21 protein-coding genes are annotated in these 23,088 nt (G+C 71.6%); 10 read left to right on the forward strand and 11 right to left on the reverse strand.

Annotated features, from left to right (window positions below; all coding sequences use genetic code 11):
* The first annotated feature begins 63 nt into the window (after positions 1 to 63).
* From miaB to miv_RS04175, 6 genes are read left to right on the forward strand one after another with little or no spacing between them, the layout of a single operon-like run.
* On the forward strand, positions 64 to 1,434 hold the full coding sequence (gene miaB / locus miv_RS04150; protein ID WP_048426236.1) for a tRNA (N6-isopentenyl adenosine(37)-C2)-methylthiotransferase MiaB: 1,371 nt from the start codon (positions 64 to 66) through the stop codon (positions 1,432 to 1,434).
* Between the two features lie 11 nt (positions 1,435 to 1,445).
* A complete protein-coding gene (locus miv_RS04155; RefSeq protein WP_207181567.1) occupies positions 1,446 to 2,570 on the forward strand; it encodes a PhoH family protein in 1,125 nt (374 codons plus the stop codon).
* 20 nt (positions 2,571 to 2,590) lie between these two features.
* A complete protein-coding gene (gene ybeY, locus miv_RS04160; protein WP_207183389.1) occupies positions 2,591 to 3,079 on the forward strand; it encodes an rRNA maturation RNase YbeY in 489 nt (162 codons plus the stop codon).
* 30 nt (positions 3,080 to 3,109) lie between these two features.
* The gene (locus miv_RS04165) at positions 3,110 to 4,150 is read left to right on the forward strand and encodes a hemolysin family protein (protein WP_048426233.1); all 1,041 of its coding nucleotides are present in this window, start codon (positions 3,110 to 3,112) and stop codon (positions 4,148 to 4,150) included.
* 52 nt (positions 4,151 to 4,202) lie between these two features.
* Positions 4,203 to 5,903 carry an apolipoprotein N-acyltransferase gene (gene lnt, locus miv_RS04170; RefSeq protein WP_207181568.1) on the forward strand — a complete coding sequence of 567 codons (1,701 nt, stop codon included), beginning with the start codon at positions 4,203 to 4,205 and terminating at the stop codon, positions 5,901 to 5,903.
* Entirely contained in the window at positions 5,900 to 6,325 is a 426-nt protein-coding gene (locus miv_RS04175) for a helix-turn-helix domain-containing protein (RefSeq protein WP_048426231.1), read from the forward strand. The genes lnt and miv_RS04175 overlap by 4 nt, the downstream gene beginning before the upstream one ends.
* A gap of 124 nt (positions 6,326 to 6,449) precedes the next feature.
* On the opposite strand, the gene miv_RS04180 is transcribed toward miv_RS04175, so the two are convergent.
* On the reverse strand, positions 6,450 to 7,424 hold the full coding sequence (locus miv_RS04180) for an alpha/beta hydrolase (RefSeq protein ID WP_207181569.1): 975 nt from the start codon (positions 7,422 to 7,424) through the stop codon (positions 6,450 to 6,452).
* Between the two features lie 76 nt (positions 7,425 to 7,500).
* Positions 7,501 to 8,712, reverse strand: a complete 1,212-nt coding sequence (locus miv_RS04185) for an acyl-CoA dehydrogenase family protein (protein WP_058620728.1) — start codon at positions 8,710 to 8,712, stop codon at positions 7,501 to 7,503.
* A gap of 378 nt (positions 8,713 to 9,090) precedes the next feature.
* Here miv_RS04185 and miv_RS04190 point away from each other — a divergent pair, with 378 nt between their 5' ends.
* Positions 9,091 to 10,764: a methyl-accepting chemotaxis protein gene (locus miv_RS04190; RefSeq protein WP_207181570.1), complete on the forward strand. Its 1,674-nt coding sequence runs from the start codon at positions 9,091 to 9,093 to the stop codon at positions 10,762 to 10,764.
* Positions 10,765 to 10,840: 76 nt separating this feature from the next.
* Here miv_RS04190 and miv_RS04195 read toward each other — a convergent pair whose 3' ends face one another.
* From miv_RS04195 to miv_RS04210, 4 genes are all read right to left on the reverse strand, one after another.
* Entirely contained in the window at positions 10,841 to 11,350 is a 510-nt protein-coding gene (locus tag miv_RS04195; protein WP_048426229.1) for a hypothetical protein, read from the reverse strand.
* Positions 11,347 to 13,149: a PQQ-dependent dehydrogenase, methanol/ethanol family gene (locus miv_RS04200; RefSeq protein ID WP_207181571.1), complete on the reverse strand. Its 1,803-nt coding sequence runs from the start codon at positions 13,147 to 13,149 to the stop codon at positions 11,347 to 11,349. Before miv_RS04200 ends, miv_RS04195 begins: the two co-directional genes overlap by 4 nt.
* A gap of 221 nt (positions 13,150 to 13,370) precedes the next feature.
* Positions 13,371 to 13,940, reverse strand: coding sequence for a QcrA and Rieske domain-containing protein (locus miv_RS04205; RefSeq protein ID WP_207181572.1), 570 nt, complete (start codon positions 13,938 to 13,940; stop codon positions 13,371 to 13,373).
* Between the two features lie 168 nt (positions 13,941 to 14,108).
* Positions 14,109 to 14,660, reverse strand: coding sequence for an SCO family protein (locus miv_RS04210; RefSeq protein ID WP_207181573.1), 552 nt, complete (start codon positions 14,658 to 14,660; stop codon positions 14,109 to 14,111).
* A 311-nt stretch (positions 14,661 to 14,971) separates the two neighbouring features.
* Between miv_RS04210 and miv_RS04215 the strand changes: the two genes are divergently transcribed.
* Complete coding sequence (locus miv_RS04215) at positions 14,972 to 15,451, forward strand: cupin domain-containing protein (protein WP_207181574.1); 480 nt, start codon at positions 14,972 to 14,974, stop codon at positions 15,449 to 15,451.
* Positions 15,452 to 15,740: 289 nt separating this feature from the next.
* Here the strand turns inward: miv_RS04215 and miv_RS04220 are convergent, their stop codons facing one another.
* The 4 genes from miv_RS04220 to hisC all read right to left on the reverse strand — a co-directional run bounded on the left by miv_RS04220 (position 15,741) and on the right by hisC (position 19,829).
* Positions 15,741 to 16,469 carry an SDR family oxidoreductase gene (locus miv_RS04220; protein WP_207181575.1) on the reverse strand — a complete coding sequence of 243 codons (729 nt, stop codon included), beginning with the start codon at positions 16,467 to 16,469 and terminating at the stop codon, positions 15,741 to 15,743.
* A 21-nt stretch (positions 16,470 to 16,490) separates the two neighbouring features.
* On the reverse strand, positions 16,491 to 17,687 hold the full coding sequence (locus tag miv_RS04225; RefSeq protein ID WP_207181576.1) for a patatin-like phospholipase family protein: 1,197 nt from the start codon (positions 17,685 to 17,687) through the stop codon (positions 16,491 to 16,493).
* Between the two features lie 107 nt (positions 17,688 to 17,794).
* Positions 17,795 to 18,724 carry a prephenate/arogenate dehydrogenase family protein gene (locus miv_RS04230; RefSeq protein WP_207181577.1) on the reverse strand — a complete coding sequence of 310 codons (930 nt, stop codon included), beginning with the start codon at positions 18,722 to 18,724 and terminating at the stop codon, positions 17,795 to 17,797.
* Complete coding sequence (gene hisC / locus miv_RS04235) at positions 18,717 to 19,829, reverse strand: histidinol-phosphate transaminase (RefSeq protein WP_048426224.1); 1,113 nt, start codon at positions 19,827 to 19,829, stop codon at positions 18,717 to 18,719. The genes miv_RS04230 and hisC overlap by 8 nt, the downstream gene beginning before the upstream one ends.
* 271 nt (positions 19,830 to 20,100) lie before the next feature.
* On the opposite strand from hisC, the gene miv_RS04240 reads away from it, so the two are divergent.
* On the forward strand, positions 20,101 to 20,880 hold the full coding sequence (locus miv_RS04240) for a DUF1499 domain-containing protein (RefSeq protein WP_207181578.1): 780 nt from the start codon (positions 20,101 to 20,103) through the stop codon (positions 20,878 to 20,880).
* A gap of 222 nt (positions 20,881 to 21,102) precedes the next feature.
* On the opposite strand, the gene miv_RS04245 is transcribed toward miv_RS04240, so the two are convergent.
* A complete protein-coding gene (locus miv_RS04245; protein ID WP_207181579.1) occupies positions 21,103 to 22,095 on the reverse strand; it encodes an aldo/keto reductase in 993 nt (330 codons plus the stop codon).
* Positions 22,096 to 22,191: 96 nt separating this feature from the next.
* On the opposite strand from miv_RS04245, the gene miv_RS04250 reads away from it, so the two are divergent.
* The gene (locus tag miv_RS04250; protein WP_207181581.1) at positions 22,192 to 23,085 is read left to right on the forward strand and encodes a LysR family transcriptional regulator; all 894 of its coding nucleotides are present in this window, start codon (positions 22,192 to 22,194) and stop codon (positions 23,083 to 23,085) included.
* Positions 23,086 to 23,088 lie beyond the last annotated feature (3 nt).

The raw sequence follows: 23,088 nt of genomic DNA on the forward strand, positions 1-23,088 counted from the left end.
CCCGAGCCGGGCTGCCGTCGCGTCCGATCATCCCCCCATTCATTTCCTGGCAGGGCCGGTTCGTTGAAGAAAGCGTTCGTCAAATCCTACGGCTGCCAGATGAACGTCTACGACGCCTCGCGGATGGTCGACCTGCTCGGCCGCGAGGGCTTCGTCGAGACCGGCGCCGTCGAGGAGGCCGACGTCGTCGTCCTCAATACCTGCCACATCCGCGAGAAGGCGGCGGAGAAGGTGTATTCCGAGCTCGGCCGCCTGCGGGTGCTGAAGGGCGAGCGGGCGGAGGCCGGCCAGGACACCACGGTGGTGGTGGCGGGCTGCGTCGCGCAGGCCGAGGGTCGCGAGATCCTGAACCGCGCGCCGGGCGTCGACGTGGTGGTGGGCCCCCAGAGCTATCACCGCCTGCCGCAGCTACTCGCCGCCTCCAGGCAAGGCCGCGTCGTCGACACCGAATTCCCGGTCGAGGACAAGTTCGACCACCTGCCGGCGCGGCGCACCCCGGGCGTCTCGGCCTTCCTCACGGTGCAGGAGGGCTGCGACAAGTTCTGCGCCTTCTGCGTCGTGCCCTATACCCGCGGGGCCGAGGTCTCGCGCGCGGTCGAAAAAATCGTGGCGGAGGCCGAGCGGCTGGCCGCTTCGGGCGCCCGCGAGCTGACGCTGATCGGCCAGAACGTCAACGCCTTCCACGGGCCCGGACCCGACGGGCGCGACTGGACCCTCGGTGAGCTGCTCCACCGCGTCGCCGCGATCCCCGGTATCCTGCGGTTGCGCTACACGACCAGCCATCCGCGCGACATGGACGAGGCGCTGATCGCGGCCCATCGCGACCTGCCGGCCGTGATGCCCTACCTGCACCTGCCGGTGCAGTCGGGTTCCGACCGGATCCTCGCGGCGATGAACCGCAAGCACGACGCCGACACCTATCGCCGGCTGATCGACCGGGTGCGGGCGGCCCGGCCCGACATCGCGCTCTCCTCCGACTTCATCGTCGGCTTCCCCGGAGAGACGGATGCCGATCATGCCGAGACGATGCGGCTCATCGCCGATATCGGCTTCGCCAGCGCCTTCTCGTTCAAGTACAGCCCGCGCCCCGGCACGCCGGCGGCGGAGAGCGACGACGCGGTGCCGGAGGCGGTGAAGAGCGAGCGGCTGGCCGAGCTGCAGGCCCTGCTGGAACGCCAGCGCCAGGACTTCAACCACGCGACCGTGGGGAAGATCGTGCCGGTGCTGCTCGAGAAACCCGGTCGGCATCCGGGCCAGGTCGCCGGCAAGTCGCCCTATCTCCAGGCGGTGCAGATCGAGGGCGACGTGGCGGCGATCGGCACGGAAATTCCGGTGCGAATCACCCGGGCCGGCTCGAACAGCCTGTTCGGCGAGGCGTTGACCGCGACCCCGGCCGGAACGGCCAATGCGGCCGCGACGACGGCCGCCGCGTGAGGAACGACAGGATGGCGATGGGAGAGGGCGGGCGCGGTCCGAGAGGGCGTGAGCCCGCGCGCGAGCGCGAGATTCCCCCGCGGGCGGTGGCAGGCCTGAGCGAGGCGGCGGAGATCGCCCTCACCTTCGACGACAACCGCCTGGCGAGCCTGGTCTTCGGCCAGTACGACCAGAACGTCGCCCATCTGGAGCGGCGCCTCGGCGTGGTGGCCACCGCGCTCGGCAACCACGTCGTGGTCAAGGGCCCGCCGGACTCGACCGAGCGGGCGCGCCGGGTGCTCGAACTGCTCTATGCCCGCGTCCGCGACGGCGGCGGGGTACCGCTGACGCTGGGCGACGTCGACGGGGTGATCCAGGAATCCTCGCTCCAGGGCAACCTCTTCTCGCCCGCCGAGGCGCCGGCCAACGGCGAGCGCCCGTCCTTCGACCAGATCGCCACGCGGCGACGGGGCGGCGTACGGGCCCGCAACGCGGCGCAGGACGCCTACATCAAGGCGCTGCGCGCCCACGAGCTGGTCTTCGCGGAAGGGCCTGCCGGCACCGGCAAGACCTGGCTCGCCGTCGGCTACGCCGTCTCGCTGCTAGAGCAGGGCCATGCCGAGCGGCTGATCCTGTCGCGCCCCGCGGTCGAGGCCGGCGAGCGGCTGGGCTTCCTGCCCGGCGACATGCGCGAGAAGGTCGATCCGTATCTCCGCCCGATCTACGACGCGCTCTACGACTTCATGGAGGCGCGCCACGTCGATCGCGGCCTCCAGACCGGCATGATCGAGATCGCGCCGCTCGCCTTCATGCGCGGGCGCACGCTCACCAACGCGGTGGTGCTCCTCGACGAGGCGCAGAACACCACCTCGATGCAGATGAAGATGTTCCTGACCCGGCTCGGCGAGAATTCCCGGATGATCGTCACCGGCGATCCGAGCCAGATCGACCTGCCGCCGGGCCAGAAATCCGGCCTCGTCGAGGCGGTACGGATTCTCGACGGCGTCGAGGGCGTCGGCCGCGTCACTTTTCGCGATGTCGACGTGGTCCGCCACGACCTGGTGCGCCGGATCGTCACGGCCTACGAGGCCGATGCCCGGGAGAATCCGGAGGCGCCGCAGCGCCCGATGCCCTCGCGCCGGGGGCCGCTGCCGTGAGCGCACGAGCCGAGCAGGACATGCAGGAGAACGACAACGAGATCGACGTCTCGGTCGAGGACGAGCGCTGGGAGGACGTCGCGCCCGACCTCGAGGCCTTCATCGCCCGTGCCGTCGAGGCGGCGCTCGCCGTCGTGCCGCCCGGTGGGCCGATCGAGATCAGCGTCGTCCTGACCGACGACCCCGCGGTGCAGGAGCTGAACCGCGCCTGGCGGGGCAAGGACAAGCCGACCAACGTGCTGTCCTTCCCCAACGAGCAGCCCCATGGCGGCGGACCTCGCCTCCTCGGCGACGTGGTTCTTGCGTATGACACAATGCTGCGCGAGAGTGGGGAGCAGTCCAAGCCCCTCGGCCACCACCTCGCCCATCTCGTGGTTCATGGCACGCTGCATCTCCTCGGTCACGACCACGAGCTCGGCGATGCCGAGGCCGACGCCATGGAGGCGTTGGAGGTCGAGGCCCTGCGGCGCCTCGGCGTGCCGGACCCGTACGGCGATGCGGCCGAGTGAGCCGCCGCTCCCACCCCAGACGCGAGAGACATGAGCAACGATCGAAGTCGCAGCGCCGTCGCGACCGCGCAGGCGATTCCGGAGGACGACAGTCCGGGGCGCGAACCCTGGTATGACCGCCTCCTCAGCATCTTCCACCTGAAGACGCGCGACGCCCAGCGCGACGGCCTCTCGGACGCCCTCGCCGAGATGCAGAACGGCGACCACGCCGTCTCCCCGGTCGAGCAGGCGATGCTCAAGAACGTGCTGAGCCTCCACCGGGTACGGGTCGACGACGTGATGATCCCCCGGTCCGAGGTGGTGGCGGTCTCGATCGACACGGCGCTCGGCGCCCTGCTCAAGGTCTTCCGCTCCGCCGGCCATTCCCGCCTGCCGGTCTACGGCGAGAGCCTGGACGACCCCCGCGGCATGGTCCACATCCGCGACTTCGTCGATTACATGGCGAGCCGGGCCGAAGCCGAGGGCGACCGCCTGCCCGACCTCGCCGGAGTCGATCTCGCGGCGACGCTGGCCACCACCCGCATCCTGCGCCCGGTGCTGTTCGTGCCGCCCTCCATGCCGGCGATCGATCTGCTCGCCCGGATGCAGGCGAGCCGCACCCACATGGCGCTGGTCATCGACGAGTATGGCGGCACCGACGGCCTGATCTCGATCGAGGACCTGATCGAGGTCGTGGTCGGCGACATCGAGGACGAGCACGACGTGGCCGAGGGCCACCGGGTGCTCAAGGTCGACGGCGAGAGCGAGATCTTCGTTGCCGATGCCCGCGCCAGCCTCGACGACGTCGCCGAGGCGACCGGATTCGACCTCGTGGCGGCGGTGGGCGAGGCGGCCGAGGAGGTCGACACCCTCGGCGGCCTGATCGTCACCATCGCGGGCCGTGTCCCGGCACGGGGCGAGGTCATCGCCGTGCCGGGCGACTTCGAGGTCGAGGTGCTGGACGCCGACCCGCGGCGGATCAAGCGCCTGCGCATGCATCGCGGCCTCGCCCGGATCGAGGGGCCGGAGACGCCGCTCGCCCTCCCGCCGCCCGGCGCCGAGGCCGGCATCCGGACGGATTCCGCCGCCTGATTGTTTTCCGCGGCGCCCGTGCGGCGCCGCGCGCGCCCCCGCGAGCCCGCCGATGCAGCACACCGACATCCACGGGACGGCCCGCGCCGTCCCGGCGACGCCCCTCGGCCTCACGGCCCTGGCCCACCGTGTCGCCCTGACCTCCGGCTGGGTGCGGCTCGGCCTCGCCTGGCTCGCCGGGGCGAGCGGCGCCCTGGCGATGCCGCCCTTCGGGTTCCTGCCCGCGCTCTGCCTCGCGCTCGTTCCGGCGGTCTGGCTCCTCGACGGGGCCGCCACCGCGTCCTCGCGCCTCGGCCGGCGGGCCGGTACCGCGCTCTCCGCCGGTCTGATCGGCTGGGCCTGGGGCTTCGGCTACCTCACCGCCGGGCTGTGGTGGCTCGGCGCCGCCTTCCTGGTCGAGGCCGATCAGTTCGCCTACCTGATGCCGCTGGGCGTGCTCGGCCTGCCGGCGGCGCTCGGGCTGTTCTACGGCGCGGGCTTCGCCGTGGCGCGCCTCCTGTGGTCGCCGGGGCCGGGCCGCATCGCCGCCCTGGCCTTCGGGGTGAGCGGAGCCGAGTGGCTGCGCGGGCACCTGTTCACCGGGTTTCCCTGGAACACCCTCGGCATGGCGCTCGGCCAGAACCTCTGGCTGATGCAGGCCGCCTCGGTCGTCGGCCTCTACGGGCTCACCGTGCTGGCGGTGCTGGCCTGCGCGGCGCCGGCCACCCTGGCCGATGCGGCCGGGCCGGCCCGGCGGTTCGGGCCGCCCGCGGCCGCGCTCTTGATGCTCCCCGGCCTCGCCGTCGGCGGGGCGCTGCGGCTGCCCGCCGGTCCGATGCCGGAGGTGCCCGGCGTGCGCCTGCGCCTCGTCCAGGCCGCCATCCCGCAGGATGCCCGCTTCAACCCGCGCAACCGCGAGGGCATCCTCGAGCGCTATCTGGGCTTGAGCGACAGCGCCACCGCGCCGGACAGCCAGGGCCTGCGCGACGTCACCCACCTGATCTGGCCCGAATCCTCGTTCCCGTTCCTGATCCAGCGCGATCCCCAGGCCCTGCGCCGGATCGGCGGCGCGCTGCCGCCCGGCACGCTGCTCGTCACCGGCGCCGCGCGGGCCGACGAGCCGCTGCCCGGCGAACGGCTGCGCTTCTACAACTCCATCCTGATGATCGGGCAGGACGGGATCGTCGGCGGGCGCTACGACAAGCTCCACCTCGTGCCCTTCGGCGAGTACCTGCCGGATCCGATCGACGGCCTCCTGCGGGCACTCGGCCTGAAACAGTTCGTCGCCGTGCCGGGCGGGTTCACGCCGGGCGAGGCGCGGGAGCGCATCCCCCTCGCCGTGCCGGGCCTGCCGCCCGTGGCGCCCTCGATCTGCTACGAGGCGATCTTCCCCGGGGCCGTCGCCTCGCACCGCGAGCGTCCGGGACTGCTCCTCAACGTCACCAACGACGGCTGGTTCGGCGACACGCCGGGGCCGCGCCAGCACTTCGCCCAGGCGCGGCTGCGGGCGGTCGAGGAAGGTATTCCTCTGGTGCGCGCGGCGAACACCGGTGTCAGCGCCGTGGTGGACCCGTACGGCCGGGTGACCGGCATGTTGACCGTCGGGGCGGAAGGGGTGCTCGACCGGCATCTCCCCAGGAACCTTAGGGAAAGTCCGCCATACGTACGTTTCGGTGATGTTCTTTTCGGCTGGATGCTTCTAGGGTGCCTGTCGTTGGCCGTTGCGGCGCGGTACCGCCGCGGGCGCGCGCAGCCCCGCGGAGCGTCAATGTGAAGAAGGCACCGGATCCGGTCGATCGTCATGTCGGGCATCGCGTGCGTGTCCGGCGTCTCCTCATCGGCGTGAGCCAGGAACGGCTCGGCGACGCCCTGGGCGTGACGTTCCAGCAGATCCAGAAATACGAGAAGGGCGCCAACCGGATCAGCGCCAGCCGGCTGCGCCAGATCTCCGAGATGCTGGGCGTGCCGGTGAGCTTCTTCTACGAGGGTGCACCGCGCCAGGACGGCGCCCGCGGCGACGAGACGGGCGCCGAGCCCACCGGCGACGCCCTCGCCCAGGACGTGCTCTGGACCAGCCAGGACCTGCAATTGGTGCGCGCCTTCCAGCGCATCGGCGACAACCAGGTCCGTCGCCGCATCATCAGCCTCGTCGAGGCGATCGGCACCGGTGGAGCGAGCCCCGACGACGCGCCGTGATCGTCATGGCGGGTCGTCACGGCCGGTCGGCATGGCCGATCGGCGTCGCGACGGCCGGTGATCCGGTCTCCCGAGGCGGGAAGAGCGACCGGATCGCGGACGACCCGCCCGGAGACGCGGCCCGTCAGCGCCCCCCGCGCCCACCCTCCGCGCCGAGGCTCCAGCGCTCCCGCAGGTTTTCGGCCACGAAGCTCAGGATCGTCGCGGAGGTCCGCACCAGTCGGCTCATGGTCAGGATGCCGTGGGTCTGGTCGGAGAGATGCAGGGCGGTGACCGGCACCCCCTCGCGCTCCAGCCGGTGCGCGTAGGCGCGGGCTTCCTCGCAGAGCAGGTCATGGCCGCAGGTCAGCACCAGGGCCGGGGCCGTGCCGGCAAGGCTCGCCGCGCGGGCGGGCGAGGCGCGCCAGTCGGTCCGGTCGCGGGCCTGCGGCACGTAGTGATCGACGAAGTAGCGCATCGTCGACGCCGTGAGGGGCTGGCCCGCGACGATGCGCTCGTAGCCCTCGCTGGTCTGCGTGAGATCGACGGCGGGGTAGAGCAGAACCTGCAGGGCGGTCTGCGGCAGGGTGCCGTCGCGGCCCATCAGGGCCAGCACCGCCGCGAGGTTGCCCCCCGCGCTATCGCCGCCGACCGCGAGCCGGGTCTCGTCGACGCCCAGCCCCTCCGCCCGCTCGGCCACGAAGGCGAGCGCCGCGGCCGCATCCTCCACGGCCGCCGGGAAGGGATGCTCGGGGGCGAGCCGGTAATCGACGGAGATCACGCAGGCCCGGGTCAGGTTGGCGAGCCGCCGGCAGACCCAGTCGTGCGAGTCGATGTTGCCGAGCACCCAGCCGCCGCCATGCAGGTAGACGAGGCAAGGCAGCCGGTCCTCCGGCGCCGGGCCCTCGCCGCGGTAGAGCCGCAGCGGTACCGGCCCGGCCGGGGAGGGGGCGGCGAGGTCGCGGATCTGCGCCACCTCGTCCGGCGGCGGCTGCAGGGCCCGGCGTCCGGCAAGGTAGCTGCGCCGCGCCGCCTCGGGCGGCAGCGACTCGAGGGGTTGCGCGTCGGCGGCGCGCAGCATCACCAGCAGGGCCTGGACGTCGGGATGGAGGGCGGGCATGGGCGGCTCGAACGGGGACCGGGGGGCGCAGACCATTAGCAGATCTCCGCCCGGAGGGATTCTCGGACCTTGGACCTCAGGCCTCCGCGGTCGGCCAGGCGAAGAAGCCGCGGCCTTCCGATTCGAGGTGGCGGTTCAGCACCATGCGGTGGACCTCGTCGGCGCCGTCGACCAGCCGCGCCTGGCGGGCGTAGCGGTAGATCCATTCCAGCACCGTGTCCTTCGAGTAGCCGCGGGCGCCGTTGATCTGGATGCCGATATCGGCCGCCCGGTGCAGGGTGTTGGCGACGTGGACCTTCGCCATCGACACCTCTTTCCGGGCGAAGCGCCCCTGGTCGAGCTCCCAGGCGGCGCGCATCACCAGGAGGCGGCCGATCTCGATGTCCATGGCCAGCCCGCCGAGCATCAGCTGCACGCTCTCGCGCTCGGCGAGCCGCACGCCGAAACCCTCGCGGGTGGCCGCATACTCTTGCGCGATCTCGACGCAGCGGCCGGCGAGGCCGAGCCAGCGCATGCAGTGGGTGAGCCGGGCGGGGCCCAGCCGCACCTGCGTCACCTTCAGGCCCTTGCCCTCGCCGCCGAGCACGTCCTCGGGCTTGATGGTGAGCCCGTCGAAGGCGAGCTCGCAATGGCCGCCATGCTCCTCCGGCCCCATGATCGGGATGCGGCGGACGATCTCCCAGCCCGGCTGGTCGCGGTGGAACAGGAAGGCGGTGAGCCCGTAGCGCGGATCGTCCGAGGTGCGGGCGATCAGGATGAAGTGGGCGGCGTCCTCGGCGCCGGTGATGTACCACTTGCGGCCCGAGATCCGCCACGAGCCGTCCGGCTGGCGCTCGGCGCGGGTGCGGATCATCGACGGGTCGGAGCCGCCGCCAGGATGCGGCTCGGTCATCGCGAAGGCCGAGCGCACGGCGCCCGAGACGATCGGCTCCAGCCAGCGCGCCTTCTGCTCGGGCGTGCCGAGGGCCTCCAGCACCATCATGTTGCCGTCGTCGGGGGCGGCGGAGTTGAACACGACCGGCCCGAAGATCGAACGGTTCATCTCGGTGTAGCAGGCCGCCATCCCGACCTTGCCGAGCCCCTGTCCGCCGGTCTCGGGCTTGAGCTGGAGGCACCACAGGCCGGCGGCCTTGGCCTTGGCGCGCAAGGCCGCCAAGGCTTCAGGGCCGATATTCTCGTGCTCGTCCCAGGTGCCGCGGTCGGCCTCGACGGGCAGGATCTCGCTCTCGACGAAGGCCGCGATGCGGGCGCGGTACTCCTCGATGCGGGGGGAGAGCGTGAAGTCCATCGGCGAATCCTCCGGCGTGGAACTATATTTCCATACGCTTGCGCCGTCCGGAGGCCCGTGGTCAAGCGCGACCGTGCGGAGGCACCTCGCATTCGGTACCGCTCCGACCCAATCCGAGGGATGGACGCGGCCGCGACAGCCTCCCGCCGCTTGCGCCGGTCGCTGTGCCGATCACGCCGGAGCGAGGCAAATCTTCTTATAGTTGAACCGGTCGGGAGGACGGTTAGTAACGGTTTGGAGTGTCCGGATGCCGCGCGCGGCCGATTCCAATCACAAATATCATAGGGACGGGTAGTATATAATGATTTACTCTGCATTAATCTGCGTCAAATTTACTTCGTAAATTATCGACTATTTCCGCCTTCTGGATCTTCCACGATGTCTTCGATTCGCGCGCGCCTCCTGGCCGCACTGGCAGCGTTGTTCGCCTCCATCGTGACGATCGCCGGGATCGGCTGGTACGCGTCGAGCCTCGCCAATCGCGACATGAACGGCATGTACCGGGATCGCGTCGTGCCCTTGCGCGATCTCAAGATCATCGCCGACTTGTATGCGGTCAACATCGTCGACACGGCGCACAAGGTGCGCAACGGCAACATCTCCTGGCCGGCCGGGACCGCCTCGGTGCGGGAAGCGCAGACGCGCATCGCCGAGACCTGGCAGGCCTACATGCTCACCACCATGGACGAGGCCGAGCGACGCCTCGCCGGCGCGGCCCGGCTCAGCATGGAGGCGGCCAACGGCAGCGTGTCCGATCTCCAGGCGATCCTGCACGCGAACGACCAGGCGGCACTCGATGCCTTCGTCCGGACCCGCCTGTACCAGGCGATCGACCCGGTCAGCGAGCAGGTCGCGAAGCTCGTCGATCTCCAGATCGCCGAGGCGGGCGAGCTCTACGACGGCTTCGCCGCGGCGTACCGGCTGAACCAGACGATCGGCACCGGCATCGTTCTCGGCGGGCTGGCGGCGGCGATCTTCGCCCTCGCGACGACCTTGCGCGGCGTGCTGGCGCCACTCGCCGCGATCACGTCGGCGATGCGGCACCTGGCCGCCGGCGACGCGGCCCGCCCGGTTCCCGGTCTCGGCCGGAAGGACGAGGTGGGCTCGATGGCGGCGTCGGTCCAGGTCTTCAAGGACAACCTGATCCGCTCCCGGCAGATCGAGGAGGAGAGCGCCCTTGCCCGTGCCTCGGCCGAGGAGCAGCGCCGGGCGACGATGCGGGAGATGGCCGGGCGTTTCGAGGAGGCGGTCGGCGGCGTCGTCGACCGGGTGTCGTCCTCCGCCGCCCAGTTGCAGGCGACCGCCCAGGCCATGGCGGCGGCGGCGGCACAGACCTCCGGACGCTCCACCACGGCGGCTGCCGCCGCCGCGCAGGCCTCCGACAATGTCGGCACCGTGTCGGTCGCCGCCGAGGAACTTGGGGCCTCGATCCAGGAGATCGGCCGCCAGGTCCACAACGCGGCGGGCCTGGCGCAGGGGGCGGTGCGCGAGGCCGACCAGACGAGCCGCCTCGTCGAGGCCCTGGGTACGACCTCGGTGCGCATCGGCGACATGGTCGGGCTGATCTCCTCGATCGCCAGCCAGACCAACCTGCTCGCCCTCAACGCCACCATCGAGGCGGCGCGGGCCGGCGAGGCCGGCCGCGGCTTCGCCGTGGTGGCGGCCGAGGTGAAGGAGCTCGCGACCCAGACCGCGCGGGCGGCGCAGGAAATCGTCGGCCAGATCGGCGAGATCCGGGGTGTGACCGCCCAGGCGGCAAGTGCCATCGGTACGATCGGGGACCGTATCAGGGAGGTCGATGCCGGCGCCACCGCCATCGCCGCCGCGGTCGAGGAACAGAGCGCGGCGACCCAGGAGATCGTCCGCAACGTGGTCGAGGCCTCGGCCGGTGCCGGGGTGGTCACCAGCAACATCGTGGAGCTGGCCCACGCCTCGGAGGAGAGCGGCGCCGCCGCCGCTCAGCTCCTCGCCTCCGCCTCCGACCTGTCGCGCCAGTCGAGCCAGCTCTCGGCGGAGGTCGGCCGCTTCCTCGCCACCGTCCGGGCGGCCTGACGGCCCCCCGGATCCCGCCGTCACTGACCCGCCATCAGTGCCTGCCGCCCCCCTGCCTGCCGCCCCTTGCCTGCCGTCACTTGCCCTTGGGCGGCCCGGTCGGGACCAGGAGGGCGATGCGGTAGGTGCCGTCTTCCCGGCCGATCAGGAACACGCTGGTGGGCGGCGCGTCGCCCTCCACCGGCGGCTCGTCGAACACCACCCGCAGTCGCTCCGTCACCGGCATGTTGGCCTTGAGGGTGCCGCGCGAGGTCGCTTCCGCCAGGCCGTCCTGCGGCATGGGCTCCAGGGAGGCCGCCTTGATCGGCCGGCCGAAGCCGGAGCGGATCTGGTAGAGCGTCAGCCGCTTGCGATGCGCCCGGGTGCCGGTCCAGTTCACCAGCCGCTCGAAGGCGGAGGCGTCGTGGTCGGTCATGGCCTTCGTCACGTAGGCGACGAGGGCGTCGGCTTGCGCGGGGAGGGGGCTCGCGGCCCCCTGCTTCGCGGCGCTCTCCTGGGCCGGCGCGGGGCCCTGTGCCCGCGCCGCTCCGGTCAGGCTCGCCGCCGCGAGGGCGGCGAACCCGAGGGCCGAAAGGCGGCGCCTCATCGGGCCGCCGCCTCCTCGCCCATCACCCGGAAGACCCAGATCACCCCGCCCTGCGGCAGGACGCTGACCCGGCGCTCCTCGGGGATGAGCGCGTTGATGCCGGTCAGCATCCGCTCGGCGTCGACGCCCCAGCCGGCCTGGACCGCCACGTACTGGATCCCGTCGACCATGTAGCTCGACGGCACGCCGGTGACGCCGGAATTGAGCCGCGTCTCCCACAGCACCTTGCCGGTGGTGCCGTCGAGCGCCCGGAACTTCCGGTCGCTGGTGCCGCCGGCGAAGATCAGCCCGCTGCCGGTGGTCAGCAGCGGCCCCCAGTTCGCCGAATCCTGGAAGTCGTGCTGCCAGGCCTTCTTGCCGGTCTTCGGATCCCAGGCCTGGATCGCCCCGATGGCGAAGGGCTTCGACTTGTCGACCCCGTCGCGTAGGCGCAGCGAGTTCAGCACCTCGTCGATCGGGATGCCGATATAGAGTTCGCCGGGCTTGCGCGTGCCGGCCTGGGCGCCGGCCAGTTCCGAGCACAGGTTGTCGTTGGACGGGATGTAGAACAGCCCGGTCTTCGGGTTGTAGGCCTCCGGCGGCCAGTCCTTGCCGCCCCACAGGCCGGGGCAGAAGGCGGCGCGGCGGTTGATGCCCGGGATCTTGGACTGGTCGTAGGTCGGCCGGCCGGTCTTCGGATCGAGCGAGGCGAAGACGTCCTGGTGCACGAACGGCTTGCCGTCGACGAAGCTCAACGGCCCGTCCTTGCTGCGCTCGAGCGTCCAGAGGTAGCCGTTGCGGCCGGCATGGATCGCGGCCGGGATCTTCCTGCCGTCGCGCTCGATGTCGATCAGTACCGGCGCCGAGACCTCGTCCCAGTCCCAGGCGTCGTTCCAGTGATACTGGTGGTGGCCCTTGATCTTGCCGCTGTCGAGGTCGAGCGCCACGACCGACGAGGTGTAGAGGTTGTCGCCCGGCCGCGCGTCCGGCGTCCAGGGCCCGCCGTTGCCGGTGCCGAAATAGGCGAGGTTGGCGGCCGGGTCGTAGCTGCCCTGGATCCAGACCGAGCCGCCGCCGGCCTTCCAGGAATCGCCCTTCCAGGTGTCGGCCGCCGGGTCGCCGGGGCCGGCCACCGTGTAGGTCTTCCAGGCCTCGTTGCCGGTCTCCGCGTCGAGCGCCGTGATGAAGCCGCGCACGCCGTACTCGCCGCCCGAGACGCCGACCACGACCTTGCCCTTCGCCACCAGCGGCGAGAGCGTCATGTAGTAGCCGTCCTGCCAGGGGGCGACGCACTTCTCCCACTTCACCTTGCCGGTGGTGGCGCCGAGCGCGACCACGCAGGCATCGGTGGTGGTCATGTAGACGCTGTCGCCGAAGAGCCCGACGCCGCGGTTGGTCGGGTGGAGCTGCGACAGCTCCGGCGGCAATTCCTTCTGGTAGCGCCACAGGATCTCGCCGGTGCGGGCGTTGATCGCCATCACCTGGGCCTGCGGGGTTGTGACGAACATCACCCCGTTGTTGACGATCGGCGGGGCCTGGTGGCCTTCGCTGACGCCGGTCGACAGGCTCCAGGCCGGGACGAGCTTGGTGACGTTCTTGGCAGTGATCTGGTCGAGCGGGGAATAGCCCCAGCTCTGGTAGTTGCCCCGGTATTGCAGCCAGTTCTCCGGCTCGGGATTCGCGAGCCTCTGGTCGGTGACCGGCTTGTAGTCGACCTTGTCGGCCGGGCCGGCCTTGGCCGGCGCACCGGCGAGCGCGAGGGCCACCGCACAGGGCGCGACCGCGGCGAGCCAGTGCCTGGCCCGAACGAGACGTGACATGCTGCTCTCCTGACAGACGGGGACAGGCAGGGGCCGGCCCGGCATTTCCTCGATCCCGGTGCTTTTGCCCGGGTGATTGTCCGGACCCGCGTCGTTGCTGCGCGGGCCCCGGTCTCTCCTCGGCGAGGACCGACAGGGTTGCCGTCCTCGTCTAGGGTCGGACAGCGCGGCAGCGCTGCCGGTCGCATCGCGAGGCGGCGCGGGCGCCGCCTCGATCCCGTTCAGGCGGCGCCCGGCCCCGGCTTGGCCGTGAAGCCGCCGGCCACCATCAGCGCGCCGCCCTCGCCCCTGGCCAGCGGCAGGACCGGCAGGCGCTTGCGCGCCGGCCCCTTGGCGACCCGTCCGCCCTCGGCGGGCAGGAACTCGGAATGGTGGCAGAAGCAGCTCAGGCGCTTCGTCTCGTGGTTCCAGCCCGAGATGGTGCAGCCCTGGTGCGTGCAGACGCCGGAGAGCGCCACGACGCCCTCGACCGCGTGGGCGCGCTGGTCCTCGGCGACCTGATCGGGGGCCACCCGCACCAGGATGATCTTGGAGAATCGCGAGCCCTCGCGCCGGACGCCCTGCGGATCGACCGCCACCGCCTCGACGAGTTCGCCGCCGACCGGCAGGCCGTCGAGCGTCACGGCCTGCCCCGCCTTCGCCCCGTCGGCGAGTACCAGCCGGTCGCCCTTCTGCGGCAGCGTGTCCTCCGGCCCCGCGAACGCGGCGCCCCCGGCCGCGCAGCAGGCAACGGCTCCCATCACGACGCTGCGCCGGTCGAGACCGGGCGCGCGCTGTCCCTCACGAGCCATCTTTCCTCCCGCTGCCTGTTATTATGTTCTTATGATTTCACCTATGAGTAGCCGACAGGGTGCGGGCGTCAACCCGCTTCGTGTCGGGATGTCGTCGTTTCGACGTGGCGCGACGCACGCTCTACTTGGTGCGACGCGAGAGCGACTTGTGCAATGCAATAGAGCGCGTCAGCGGGCCAGGGCCGCCCGGAGCGTCGCGGCGAGGGCGTCCGGATCGATCCCGTTCGGCAGCCGCGCCAGCACCTCGCCCGCCGGGCCGACGAGGAAGAGGTCGCCTGGATGGTCCACCACTCCGTCGTGGCGCCGGATCGGCGCCGCGACCGCGGCCGCGAGGGCGTCGATCACCGCGACCGGGCCGGTCACCGCCACGATGGCGGGATGGAAGGTGTCGAGGTAGCGGGCGAGCGCCGCGGGTCCGTCGCGCTCGGGATCGGCCGCGACCAGCACCGGCACCAGCCGGGCCAGCAGGGCAGGGGGCAACTCGTCGAGGGCCTGGGTCACGGTCATCAGCGCGGTCGGGCACAGGTCCGGGCAGCGCGTGTAGCCGAAATAGACCAGGCGCAGGCGCCCGGCGAAGCGGGCCTCGTCGAGCACGGCGCCGGTCTGGTCGACGAGAGCATGCCCGGCCGGCCAGGCGAGGGGGCCGGAGGCCGGACGCGCGGCGGGCGCGCCGACGGCCCCGCCCGCGAGGAGCAGCGCCAGCGCGAGCGCCCGGGCCACCGGCCGCACCCTTGCCGAGACGGAAAACATGGCTTCGACCCTGCGCCCCGACACGACTTAAGGCGTCTCCGCAGGCCGGCGCCAGCGACCGGCGGACGATGTCGCGGGGTTATGCCCGCACCTCGCAAGGTCGTGATGGCGCGATGTGAACCGGGAGACGACACGCGACGCCACGCTGATCGCGAAAGGACTTCCTTAACCGCTCCATGCCGCCCCGGCGGCATTCGGGCGGATTTGCACGACCGGCGCAGTTCGCCGTTAAGGCCGCCCGGCCCAATGTTGCCGAGGCGGAAACAATCGGCGGCGAGGCCATGGCGATCATCAAGCAGCTCATCACCACCTCCGGGCCGCTCCTGGCTTATCTCGGCGCCATGCCGCTCGCGAGGATGATCCCGTTCCGGTCGCGCTCCGCCCCGCCGCTCCTCGACGGCCCGGTGCAGCGCACCGTCGACTTCCCGGCGGTGCAGCCACCGGCCGCGCCCTATGCCTGGCCGCGCTCGCACATCCTGTCGGGCGATCCGGTCCAGACCGCGACCTACATCTACACCAGCCCCGACGGCCTGTTCGCTGCCGGCATCTGGACCTGCGCGGTCGGCAAGTTCCGCATCGATTTCGGCCGGGCCGAGTTCATCCAGATCCTGGAGGGGGAGGTGATCGTCACCGATGCCGAGGGTACCGCCCGCACTTATCGGGCCGGCGACGCCTTCGTGACGCCGAAGGGCTTTTCGGGAACCTGGGACGTGATCGCGCCGATCAAGAAGCACTTCACCTGGTACGGCTCGGGAGAGTGAGCGGGCGTTGCCGGACGGGCATGATGTTCCCGCGATAAAAAAGTATCAGATCCTGTTTGATAAAATAACTGATCTTGGCAATATTATCGTACCCTACCACCTCATCCTGAGGTGTCAGTCCATCTACGATGGACTGACCTCGAAGGAGGGTTCCAGAAGTCGCTGCGATCCCTGGAGCCCTCCTTCGAGGTCAGTCGATCTTTGATCGACTATCACCTCAGGATGAGGTGGTAGGATGGGATATCCGAAGGTCGCAGTCGGCAAGTGCCGACCTGCCCCGGCGCGGCCATCACAGATCGAAGTTCGTCGGCAGCATCACCACGTCGCGGATGGTCATGCCGCGCGGGCGCGTCAGCATGAACATCACCACGTTCGCCACCTCCTCGGGCTCGAGCAGGCTGCCGGAGGCGCGGGCCTCCGCCAGCTTCTCGGGCGGCCAGTCGGCGAGGAGCGCCGTGACGACCGGGCCGGGCGAGATCGCGCCGACCCGGATGCCGTGCTTGAACACCTGCCGCCGGGTCGTCTGGACGAAGCAGTTGATCGCCCATTTCGACGAGGCGTAAACCGGCTCCCACGGCGTCGGGTAGTGGGCGGCGAGCGAACTCGTCACGATGATGTCGCCCGAACCGCGCGCGATCATGTGCGGCAGCACGTCGTGGACGTTCTTCATCACGACGTTGACGTTGAGGTTCAGCATCCGGTCGATCGCCGCCGACTCGTTGTCCACGAGGTCGCCGCCGACGTAAGTCCCGGCATTGGCGTGCAGGATGTCGAGCCGGCCGGCCGCCTCCAGGATCCGCGCCGGCAGACCGGCGCAGGCGGCGGGATCGAGGAGGTCGAGGGCCAGCGGGAGCGCCGCCGCGCCGTGCCGGGCGCACAGGGCGGCGAGCGCCGCCTCGTCCCGGTCGACGAGGACCACGCGGGCCCCCGCCGCCAGCATCGCCTCGGCGCTCGCGAGCCCGATGCCCGATGCCGCGCCGGTGACCGCCGCGACCTTGCCGTCCAGTTCGCCCGCCACGATACTCCCCCTTCGTTCGCGTTACCGCAGCGCCAGCGCGGGCACCGCCGGCTCGCCGTCGCGCGGCAGGTTCGTCTGCCAGACCGTGCCGCTGCTGCCCTTCTGGTAGCCGTCGTCGTAGAGCTTGCGCATGTAGGCGGTGTCGAAGCCCTGCGAGGCCGGGACCTCGGGGATGCGCCGGTCGATGTAGGTCAGGTTGAAGCCCATGCCGTTGCGGCGGGCGAAGGCGTAGGTGCTGGCGAGCGTGGCCCGTGCGCGGGAGCGCCCGACGGTCGAGAGCGAGCGCACGGCGATCGGCAGGGTCCCGTTCTGGACGAGGTCGAAGCTCGGCTCGATGCGGCCGTTGATGACGACGTAGATGTTGGGCTTGCCGCGGCTCTCGGCGATGCGCCCGTCCTGGGTCAGGAAGGCCTCCGGCAGGGTGAAGACCGGGGTCACCACCGAGCCGTCGACATGCATCTCCTGGAAGGCGTGGTTGCCGGCCTGGGCGTCGATCAGCATCGGCGGGAAGACTGCCGGCACGCTGGCCGAGGCGGTCAGCACGTCGCGGAACAGGTCGCGGGCGTTGGGCTGGCCGCTCGCCGCGATGGCGCCCATGTCCCAGATCACGGCGCGCTGCGAATCGAGGTTGGTGGTGACGACGAGAAGGCGCCGTCCCTTGTTGTGCTCCTCGGCCACCGCCGCGATCAGGTCCGGGGTGACGTAGCGCCCGACGAGGTCGCGCAGGCGCGCGTCGCCGAACAGGCCGTCGCCGGTCAGTACGTTGAGGGGGTTGGGCGAGCGAACGAGCGTCGCGGCCTCGCCGCTGGTGTAGATCTCGCGCAGGTACCCGTCATAGGCGGGGCCCAGGAAGGCGAAGGGCGCGATGAGCGCGCCGGTCGAGACGCCCGAGACCATGGTGAAGTTCGGCCGCCGGCCGGTCTGGCTCCAGCCGTTGAGCACGCCGGCGCCGTAGGCCCCGTCGCCGCCGCCGCCCGAGAGGGCGAGGTAGCTGAACGGCTCGCGCGAGGCCTTCACCCGGTCGGCCACCGCCGCGAAGCTGCGGGCCGAGCCGTCGGCCCAGAAGCGGATGTCGGCCTGTTGGCCCGGCACGGTGGCGGTTGCGGCTTCCGCCGCGGTGTAGGGCGTGCGCGGCAGCGACGCGCAGGCGGCCGCCTGCGCCCCGATCAGGGCCACCGCCAGGCCGCGCATCCAGGTCGATCGACGAGACACGATCATCACACCACGAGTTTCACCCAGCCGCCTCACCGGGAGTATCCGACGAACGCGACGAAACGGCAACGCTTATGGCAAAGCTTGAGAGGCGGAACGGTTCCGCCCGAGCCTCACTCCGCCGCCTTGGGGCCGGCGCGGCGCCCGAAATCCGGCTCGGCGGTCTCCTGGCCCATGGCGACGATGCCGCGGCGGATCGCCCGGGTGCGGGTGAAGAGCGCGTGCAGCGCCTCGCCGTCGTCCCAGCGGATCGCGCGGGCGAGCGCCGACAGGTCCTCGTTGAAGCGGCCCAGCATCTCCAGCACCGCCTCCTTGTTGGTGAGGAAGATGTCGCGCCACATCGTCGGGTCGGAGGCGGCGATGCGGGTGAAGTCGCGAAAGCCGCCGGCCGAGAACTTGATCACCTCGGACTGGGTCACGGTCTCAAGGTCGGCGGCGGTGCCGACGATGTTGTAGGCGATGAGGTGCGGGACATGGCTGGTGATCGCGAGCACCAGATCGTGATGCGCCGGACTCATCGTCTCGACCACCGAACCCAGGCCCTCCCAGAACGCGCGCACCCGCGCCACCGCCGCGGGGTCGGTGCCCTCCGGCGGGGTGAGGATGCACCAGCGGCCGTGAAACAGGCTGGCGAAGCCCGCATCCGGTCCCGAATGCTCGGTGCCGGCGACCGGGTGGGCGGGGACGAAGCTCACGCCGTCCGGCAGGTGGGGGGTGGCGGAGGCCACCACCGCGGCCTTGACCGAGCCGACGTCGGACAGGATCGCCCCGGGGGCGAGCGCCCCGGCGATCTCGGCCGCCACCGCCCCGATGGCGCCGACCGGCACGCACAGGATCACGAGGTCGGCCCCCGCGACCCCGGCGGCGAGGTCGGTCGTCGCCATATCGGCGAGGCCGAGCGCCCGCACGCGCTCGATCACGCCTTCGTCGCGGTCGATCGCGACGATCTCGCGCGTGAGGCCACCCGCCCGGGCGCCCCGGGCGAGGGAGGAGCCGATCAGCCCGAGGCCGACGAGCGCCAGGCGCCGGAACGGCTCAGCCACGTGGCTCGCCCTTCACGAAGGCGGTGAGCGCCGCGACCACGGCCTCGTTGGCCTCGGCGGTGCCGATGGTCATGCGCAGCGCGTTCGGCAGGCCGTAGGCCGCGACCCGGCGCAGGATCATCCCGCGGGCAGTGAGGTAGGCGTCGGCGTCGGCCGCGCTGCGCCCGGCGGTCTCCGGGAAGTGGATCAGCACGAAGTTGCCGACGCTCGGCGTCACGGTCAGGCCGAGGCCTTCCAGCGCCCGCGTCACCTTCGGCAGCCAGGCGTCGTTATGCGCCACCGCGGCGGCGATGTGGGCGTCGTCGGCCACCGCGGCGGCGCCGGCGGCGATCGACGCCGCGCCCAGGTTGAACGGACCGCGGATGCGGTTGACCGCGTCGGCGATGGCGGCGGGCGCCACCATCCAGCCGATGCGGAGCGCGGCGAGCCCGTACACCTTCGAGAAGGTGCGGGTCATCACCACGTTCTCGGACTCGGCCACCAGTTCGAGGCCGGCCGCGTAGTCGTTGCGCCGGACGTACTCGGCATAGGCCGCGTCGAGCACCAGCAGGACGGTCTTGGGCAGGCCGGCGTGCAGCCGGCGCACCTCGTCGAAGGGCAGGTAGGTGCCGGTCGGGTTGTTGGGATTGGCGAGGTAGACGATGCGGGTCTTGTCTGTCACCGCCGCCAGGATCGCGTCGACATCGGCCGTGTGGTCGCGCTCGGGCACCACCACCGGCGTGCCCCCCGCCGCCAGGATGGCGATGCGGTACACGAGGAAGCCGTACTGCGAATAAACGCCCTCGTCGCCCGGGCCCATATAGGCGTAGGTGAGGAGCGACAGCAGCTCGTCCGAGCCGGCACCGCAGACGATGCGCTCCGGGTCGAGGCCGTACTTCTGCGCGATCGCCTGACGCAGCTTGGCCGCCGAGCCGTCGGGATAGAGCTCCAGATGCCCCGCCGTCTCCTGCATCGCCGCGATCGCCGCCGGGCTCGGGCCCATCGGGGTCTCGTTCGAGGACAGCTTGTGGAGCTTCACGCCGGCCGGCGCCGCGCTCTTGCCCGGAACGTAGGCCTCGATCTCGAGGACACCGGGGCGCGGGACGGGGCGGAGGGCGGCGGACATGGGCGGACCTGGGCTCGGGGAACGAAGAGAACCTGATGCCGTCTAGAACAAGTCGGCGGTTTGGGAAACGGCGCCGGAGCAGGGCTGTGCGCCGGGCCGCGCAGGGCAGGGGGCGTCCCGGATCCCGCCCGTCCCCGATTCGCCGGTGCGCCGCAGGCGCGGCCGGTAGCGTCCGCCGCCGCGGGGCGATACACCCGGGGGGCGATGCCGCCCATCCCGGCGCGGCCGGACCCCGTCGGATCATGCGCCGCCCCTCTCGGTTCTCCGCCTCATGCGTCGCCTGATCCTCGAGGAGCCCGTCACCCGGGCGGCGCCCTGGTCCTTGCGCCTCGCCTGGTTCTCCCTCGCGGTGGTCGCCATCGCCCTCGTCCTGGTGCGCGACCCGCGGGCGGAGACCGACGCTGCGCTGGCGGTGCTGGGCTCCGGGGTCGGGCTCGCGGCTCTGGCGGTGCTGCTCGCGCTCGCGGCCTTCGTGCGGATCTGGCGCGAGGGCGCGCGGGGGCTGGGCATCGCGGTCGGGGGGCTTCTGCTCGCCGCCCTGGTCCTGGCCTATCCGGCCTACATGACCATGCGCGGCGCGATGCTGCCGCCGCTCACCGACGTCTCGACCGATATCGAGAACCCGCCGGCCTTTTCGCGATCCCGCGCCGCCTGGGTGGCGCGGGGCTGGCGCCTGCCGCGGGATTCGAGCCCGGCGGCCCGGGCGCTCCAGCGCGAGGCTTACCCGCAGATCGCCCCGCTGACCCTCGATCTGGGGCCCGACGAAGCCTTCGCGCTCGCCCTGAAGGCGGCGCAGAACCGCAAGTGGCAGGTGGTCGAATCCTACAAGCCCGGCGGACGGGTGGGTAACGGCCGTATCGAGGCGGTGGTGCGCTCGCGCCTGCTCGGCCTGCCCTACGACGTCACGGTGCGGCTGCACCCGCGGGCCGACGGCACCCGCATCGACGTGCGCTCCTCGACCCGCTTCGGCGACCGCGACTACGGCCAGAACGCCGATCACATCCGCGCCTATCTCGACGAGATCGGCAACCTCGCCCTCGCGATGAAGTGAGGCGCCGGGCCGCTCCCGCTGAAGCAGACTTGCGTTGGCAGGCCAACGCTTCGCCCGCTTCGGATCTTGTTTCGTCGGAGATTTTTGCCGCCGAACCGATGTCCGCTTCGTCGGAATCTGCCTAGAGCATTTTCCGACGAAGTGGATGCCGGTTCGTCGAAGAAAATGCGGCAAAACAAAGACTTAGAGAGCTTCGCGATTGCAACGCGATCGTGAAGCGCTCTAGCCGGCCGCGCTCTCGATGCCCGCCATCCCGCCCTCGGGGTAGCGGGCGCCCGCCGCCGCGCCGGGAGCGAAGAGATCGTCGAGTGCCGCGATGTCGGCCGGGGTCAGCGTCACGTCGGCCGCGGCGGCGTTCTCGGCCAGGCGCTCGGGCCGGCGCGTGCCGGGGATCGGGACGACGTGCGGGGCCCGGGCCATCAGCCAGGCGAGCGCCACCTGGCCGGCCGTGGCGTCGCGCGCACGGGCGAAGGCGCACAGCGCCTCGGCGAGGCGGCGGTTGCGGTCGAGCGCCTCGCCCTGGAAGCGCGGGTTGCTGCGGCGGAAATCGTCCGGCGCGAGCGCCGCGACGTCGACTTGGCCGGTCAGGAAGCCGCGGCCGAGCGGCGAATAGGCGACGAGCGCGACGCCGAGCTCCCGGCAGGTCTCGATCAGGCCGGATTCCGGTTCCCGGCTCCACAGCGAATACTCGGTCTGCACCGCGGCGATCGGGTGAACCGCGTGGGCGGCCCGCAGGGTCTCGGGCGAGACCTCCGACAGGCCGAGCGCCCGCACCTTGCCGGCCTCGACGAGGCGCGCCATGGCGCCGACCATCTCGGCGACCGGCACCGCCGGGTCGCGGCGATGGCAGTAGTAGAGGTCGATGGTCTCGACGCGGAGGCGGCGCAGGGATCCCTCGCAGGCCGCCGTGAGGTAGGCCGGGCTGTTGTCGATCCGCCGTGCGCCCGAGCCCGGCTCGCGCACGATGCCGAACTTCGTCGCGACGACCACCCGGTCGCGGCGGCCCTGCAGCACGCCGCCGATCAGGGTCTCGTTGCGGCCGTGGCCGTACATGTCGGCGGTGTCGAAGAAATCGTAGCCGAGGTCGAGGGCGGCCGCGAGGGCGGCCGGTGCCGCCGCCTCGTCGGTCGGACCGTAGAATTCCGAGAAGCCCATGCAGCCGAGGCCGGAGGCGGAGACGGTGAGGCCGGAGCGGCCGAGGGAGCGTCGTCGCATGGATGGATCCTCCTGTCGGACCGCCCCGATCTGGCGTTCCGGCGCCCGCCGGATAAGCTGCGCCGTCCCGCATGAACCGATGAGCCGTGTTCACCAATGGTCCGCGCCGACCTCTCCGATCTCGCGGCTTTCGCGGCGGTGGCCCATCACCGCAGCTTCCGGCGTGCGGCGGCCGTGCTCGGCCTGTCGCCCTCGGCCCTGAGTCACGCCCTGCGGGGCCTGGAGGAGCGAATGGGCGTGCGTCTCCTCAACCGCACCACCCGCAGCGTCGCCCCGACCGAGGCCGGCGCCGCCCTGCTCGAGCGGCTCGGTCCCGCTCTCGACGAGATCGCGCAGGCGGTGACCGAGGCCTCCGCGTCGGCCGGGCGGCCCACCGGGACCCTGCGGCTCAACGCGCCGCACAGCGCCTGCCGTCTGGTGCTGCGGCCGCTCGTCGCCCGGCTCCTCTCGGCGCATCCCGGGATCCGGGTCGAGGTCGCCAACGACGACGCGCTCAGCGACATCGTCGGGGAGGGCTTCGATGCCGGGGTGCGGTTCGGCGAGCGCGTCGCCCTCGACATGGTGGCGGTGCCGCTCGGCGGGCCGCAGCGCTTCGCCGTCGTCGCCGCGCCCGCCTACCTCGCGGTGCACGGGATGCCGCAGAGGCCGGAGGACCTCGCCGGCCATGCCTGCCTGCGCCAGCGCTTTCCCGGCGGCGGCCTGTTCGCGTGGGAGCTGGAGCGCGACGGCGTCGTACCGGCCCTCGATCTCGACGGGCCGCTGATCCTCGGGGACCAGGATCTCATCCGCCTCGCCGCCCTCGACGGGATCGGTCTCGGCCTCGTCTTCGAAGCCGAGGTCGCCGCCGATCTCGCGGCCGGCCGCCTGGTGCGGCTCCTGGAGGCGTGGTGTCCACCCTTTCCGGGCTTCCACCTCTACTATCCGGGGCGCCGGCAGGTGCCGGCGCCGCTCAGGGCCTTCCTCGACCTGGTGCGGCGGGCGGAGCCGTGACGG

This window comes from Methylobacterium indicum (assembly GCF_017347565.1).
In the GTDB taxonomy this organism is placed as follows: Bacteria; Pseudomonadota; Alphaproteobacteria; order Rhizobiales; family Beijerinckiaceae; genus Methylobacterium; species Methylobacterium indicum.